This window comes from Corynebacterium sp. HMSC071F07, assembly GCF_001810285.1.
Classification (GTDB): domain Bacteria; phylum Actinomycetota; class Actinomycetes; order Mycobacteriales; family Mycobacteriaceae; genus Corynebacterium; species Corynebacterium simulans.
Genome location: NZ_KV800696.1, coordinates 1 through 4,040 on the forward strand (window position 1 = coordinate 1; position 4,040 = coordinate 4,040).

Annotated in this window: 4 protein-coding genes; 1 reads left to right on the top strand and 3 read right to left on the bottom strand. The window is 58.0% G+C overall.

Going from position 1 to position 4,040, the window contains the following annotated elements:
* Positions 1–76 precede the first annotated feature (76 nt).
* Entirely contained in the window at positions 77–550 is a 474-nt protein-coding gene (locus tag HMPREF2724_RS12275; protein WP_083306079.1) for a hypothetical protein, read from the top strand.
* Here HMPREF2724_RS12275 and HMPREF2724_RS02975 read toward each other — a convergent pair.
* Genes HMPREF2724_RS02975 through HMPREF2724_RS02985 form a run of 3 tightly spaced genes read right to left on the bottom strand, consistent with a single transcriptional unit; the run spans position 505 to position 4,003 of the window.
* Entirely contained in the window at positions 505–1,422 is a 918-nt protein-coding gene (locus HMPREF2724_RS02975; protein ID WP_141744855.1) for an ECF transporter S component, read from the bottom strand. The genes HMPREF2724_RS12275 and HMPREF2724_RS02975 overlap by 46 nt on opposite strands.
* Complete coding sequence (locus tag HMPREF2724_RS02980) at positions 1,412–2,248, bottom strand: hypothetical protein (protein WP_062035418.1); 837 nt, start codon at positions 2,246–2,248, stop codon at positions 1,412–1,414. The genes HMPREF2724_RS02975 and HMPREF2724_RS02980 overlap by 11 nt, the downstream gene beginning before the upstream one ends.
* 60 nt (positions 2,249–2,308) lie before the next feature.
* Complete coding sequence (locus HMPREF2724_RS02985; RefSeq protein WP_070587082.1) at positions 2,309–4,003, bottom strand: carboxylesterase/lipase family protein; 1,695 nt, start codon at positions 4,001–4,003, stop codon at positions 2,309–2,311.
* Positions 4,004–4,040: the final 37 nt, after the last annotated feature.

The following is a 4,040-nucleotide window of genomic DNA, read 5'->3' on the forward strand; positions in this document are numbered from 1 at the left end:
CCCAGGACGCTTCACCTGTTTCGGCATCCGCCACGCCGCAAGCCGGCGTGCACGCACTACCCATAGCCATTCGCATGTGTCCGAGCGCCTCCGCGCCGGCGAGATAGCCGCTGACATCCTCTTCCATGAAACAGAAACGCTCAACGCTCTAAACGGGATAGTGCGCCATCCACGCTCGCTGGCGCGGCCCACGCCAACATGGCGGCCACCATTAAAGGAGCTTCCGGCAGTAGCAGGCTTTCCGGCACTAACCATGGCAATAACGCGCCATCGTGTGGGCGAGCGCGCCCGCGCACGAGTCTTGGGCTATGGCGAAGACCGAGTGCCCGCGTATCTCGTCTCAGTACGAATTACTGATTCGACAGGAGCCTCTGTTACCCCGGAGCTTGCCGAAGCATGGGTGCGTGCAATGGTGCCGCCGGAGCTAGCAAACGCTGTCCACGAGCTAACCAATGCCGAAGCGCAGCGGTTCGTGTGGCTGGTTGACAGTGCCTACCTTCCGGTTCACTCTCCAGTCTCACTCTTCGCAGGCTTTAGCCAGGCAGCATAGCGGCTGATACCACGGTCCATATAGCGCAAACCGCGGCGAATGCCATCGCCGTGCCCAAGGTTTTCGCTATTTTCACGGAAGACGCTATCCGCAATTGCTGCGTTTCCGGGATAGACGGCATAGGACCGCAAGCCGGCAGGGGCAAAACGGATGAGGAGACACGCCGCAACGACCGTGAAGGCCTTGTCAATGGAATCAGAGGTAAGCGCCTGGCAGATAATGGCCAAGCGGTCATTTCCAGTTACCATCTGGTAGAAGTTCAACAGGCCTTCACGCCCGATATCGCCTTCCCCACCGAGCGAATAGATCGTGGGATAGACGACAAGCATGCCGGACAAGCATCCGGCCAGCAGGCCAATCACGATGGTGGTTGCCACGTAACGGAACATGCGCCGTTGCGCCAGCGCACCGAAGATATACCCTACGAACATGGACACAGGGATAAAGGCTAAAGGATGCGCAGCATAACTAGCGCTCAGCACAGAAGCGCCGAGGCCTGTAGCCATACCCAAGGTAGGCCCATACAAAATGGCAACCACGATAGTGCCCAAAGTATCGAAATAAAAGGGGATGTTCGTTCCTACCACCAAAGAGCCAATAAGCATATTCAGCGCCATCCCCATCACGGGGTTGAACATCATATAGCGCGGAAATAGCCCGTACCTAGAAAGTAATAGGCCCGCAGTTGCAACCAAGCCCAACGCCCAAATGGTGATGGTCAAAGGGCTCGAGAAGGTATAGGTTATCTCCCGGAACTGCGGGGATGTCGACATAGACCACGCGCCTGCGGCAACCAGCACCGAGAAGAGGACGCTTAGTTGACGCCAGCGATTGCGGAAGAGGCCCGATACGGCGCCCAGTTTAGAGCTCATCCTCGTCATCGTAGTCATCGATGACATCATCATCTTCATCATCTAGCGCTTCATCCTCATCGTCGTCAGCGCCGAAGATGTCGTAGACGTCGGGCTCCTCAAACTGTGCATCGTCGAAGGAAACCAACTGACACTCCCAGTCCAGAGCTTGATCGGAGACCAAGCTCAGCACATCAAAGAGGCGATCGAAGTCAGTGTAGGTACCAAGCTCCAAGGCCTCGGCCGGGACTTCAATGATTGGGGCGGAATCGTGAGCCTCGCCGACCTCAAACAATGCAAGACGCTGCTCCTCGCTCAAGTCATCGTCCTCGTCCTGCTCCCACAGCTCGTTGATGGCTTCATCCTCGAGCTCGTCATACTCTTCCTCGTCAAAGTCGAATGCCAAGAAACGCACGATGGCAGAGGGCACGCCATCGACAGTCTCTACGAGCACGCGCAGCTCAGAGTCGTTAGCCACCTCAGCCACGACGAGGTTCGGGTTGAACTCATCCTGCATAAACTCAAGGTCCGCAATGCGTTCATCGGTGCCTTCCAGCAGGTCCCGCAAAACCGTCACTACCTGATCGGTAGCGATGTGCTTTGCCACAGCCTCAACTGCATCATCCACGGAGAAGGCCACCGAGACCAGGACGGCCTCAAAGTCTTCATCGTCTTCATCCACATCCGCTGCCGCAATGTAGACATTCGCGGCAGGCAGGATTGGGTCAATTTCCACTAGTTGAATCTCAAGATCCGAAGTAATGGGCACAAACATCACGTCATCATTGACGCGGGACTCAATTCCCTCAGCGTCCAACGCAGAAGCGATATCTTCAAAAAAGCTCATCAGTGCAATCCATCCATGTGGCAGTTGGTCACCATGGCTATCACCAAGGCTCCTCAAAGCCTACCCGTTATCCTGCCGCCGTGTTTCTAAACCAAGCGCAGCCAAAAGCTCGGGTCGACCGCTTCCCCACTCGAGCATGTGATAGTTCTGCCATGCCTGGCGACGCCGCTCGAAGGGCGCAACCACGACCTGCGGCTCCGAGTCAAAAATCATGGTCTTGCGCTGGCTTGGCTCATAGCGCGGCCAGTTCTCGTTTGGCCGGCCAGTATGGATGAAAGAGGACCACTGCGACTGCATGAGTTGGGTCATGTCATCCATCAGGGCACTATCACCCATGCGGGTCAGTGCGGAGACCCGGGAAGCGCCAGGATCGCCGAAGATATTGGACAGCTCCATCGAGTGCATCGCTCCTAGCCCAAGCCACTTCAACGCCGCTGGCGCAAAATCGAAGCGATACATCCAGGTCTCGTGCTCCCGCGAGTGCGCATCGGCAACTCGTACGGTGGGCGCCCAGAACAGGGCGTCGGTAAGCAGGTGCGCAAAATCCTGCCGAGCAACTGCCCCGCCATAGGCCTCCACCACCGCTGGGGCGTTGACCTCGTCGAAGGAAGCAAGCAGGCGCAACGCGGCGCGCCGGCGCGCACTCTGACGCTGGTAGAGAAACTTGCCAAAGCTCGCCTCGTCCGAGTTCGTCCCCACCAAAAGCGGTACATCGGCTTGTTTGCCTTGGGCGAAAGCCTCCAACGGATGCAAAGGAATCAGATCGTCATCCACCGTGGGCGCGTAGCAGGAATTCAAGTGGAAAAGCTCGCCCGCACGCCGCATCATCGATTGGCCGGCGCGCACTATGTCGCCGAATTCAGCCTCGCGCAAATCATCCACGCTGGCCGCGCGCGGCAAGGCCATACGGTTGACCAACTCGCGCGCCCAGAACGTTGATTGCGCCCGCGAATGCAGCATGCCAATCGGCGGCGACTGCGCAATCGCACGATGAAACAGCCCGTGCGCACGCGGCACCGTCATCAGTGTCAACACCGCTGCGCCACCGGCAGATTCACCCATCAAGGTGATGTTGCCATCATCTCCGCCGAAAGCGGCGATATTTTCCTTAACCCACTGCAAGGCCAGGAGCTGATCCGATACCGCTGGATTGGCCGAGCACTCGCCTCCCAGGCTGCGCAGATCCAAATAGCCCAGCGCCCCCAAACGGAAGTTGATGGAAACGTAGACCACGTTCATCTGCGCAGCCAGTTCGAATCCACGCAGCATAAGCATGTGCGAGGAGCCAACGATGAAACTGCCGCCATGGATGTAGACCACCACCGGCAGCTTTTCGTCGTTGTCTGGGCGAACGACGTCGAGATGCAAGCAATCCTCTCCGCCCGCGACGCGATCTTGCCAAGAATAGATAGGCTGCGGGGCTACTGGACCAAAGTCATAGCACTCGCGTACGCCTTCCCAACTGGGAGCTTTCTCGGCAGCACGAAAACGCTGGGCGCCGCTGGTATCGGCGCCGAATGGAATGCCCCTCCAAGAGCGCACGGGCGCGGAAATTGGGCGATCTGTACGGAGATCTTCTTCCCTCGTGCCACGTACCCAGCCAGATGAAGTCCGTACCGTCAGCTCGTCTTCCCACACGTTGGCTGCGGCCTCCGCCGCAGCGCGCGCACGACGATGCGCATCCGCTGCATGCATGCGGGCAGCGGCGGAACTAGTTTCACGGGATATATCCCCGAAGCTCCCCTCAGCTTTCATACTTCTAAGACTAGAAAAGTTTCTCTCTTTTGGTGTC

What these genes read in the sequence shown, in the direction of transcription:
- HMPREF2724_RS02985 (WP_070587082.1), bottom strand. Translation starts at nt 4,003, where the DNA reads ATGAAAGCTGAGGGGAGCTTCGGGGATATATCCCGTGAAACTAGTTCC.
- HMPREF2724_RS02980 (WP_062035418.1), bottom strand. Translation starts at nt 2,248, where the DNA reads ATGAGCTTTTTTGAAGATATCGCTTCTGCGTTGGACGCTGAGGGAATT.
- HMPREF2724_RS02975 (WP_141744855.1), bottom strand. Translation starts at nt 1,422, where the DNA reads ATGAGCTCTAAACTGGGCGCCGTATCGGGCCTCTTCCGCAATCGCTGG.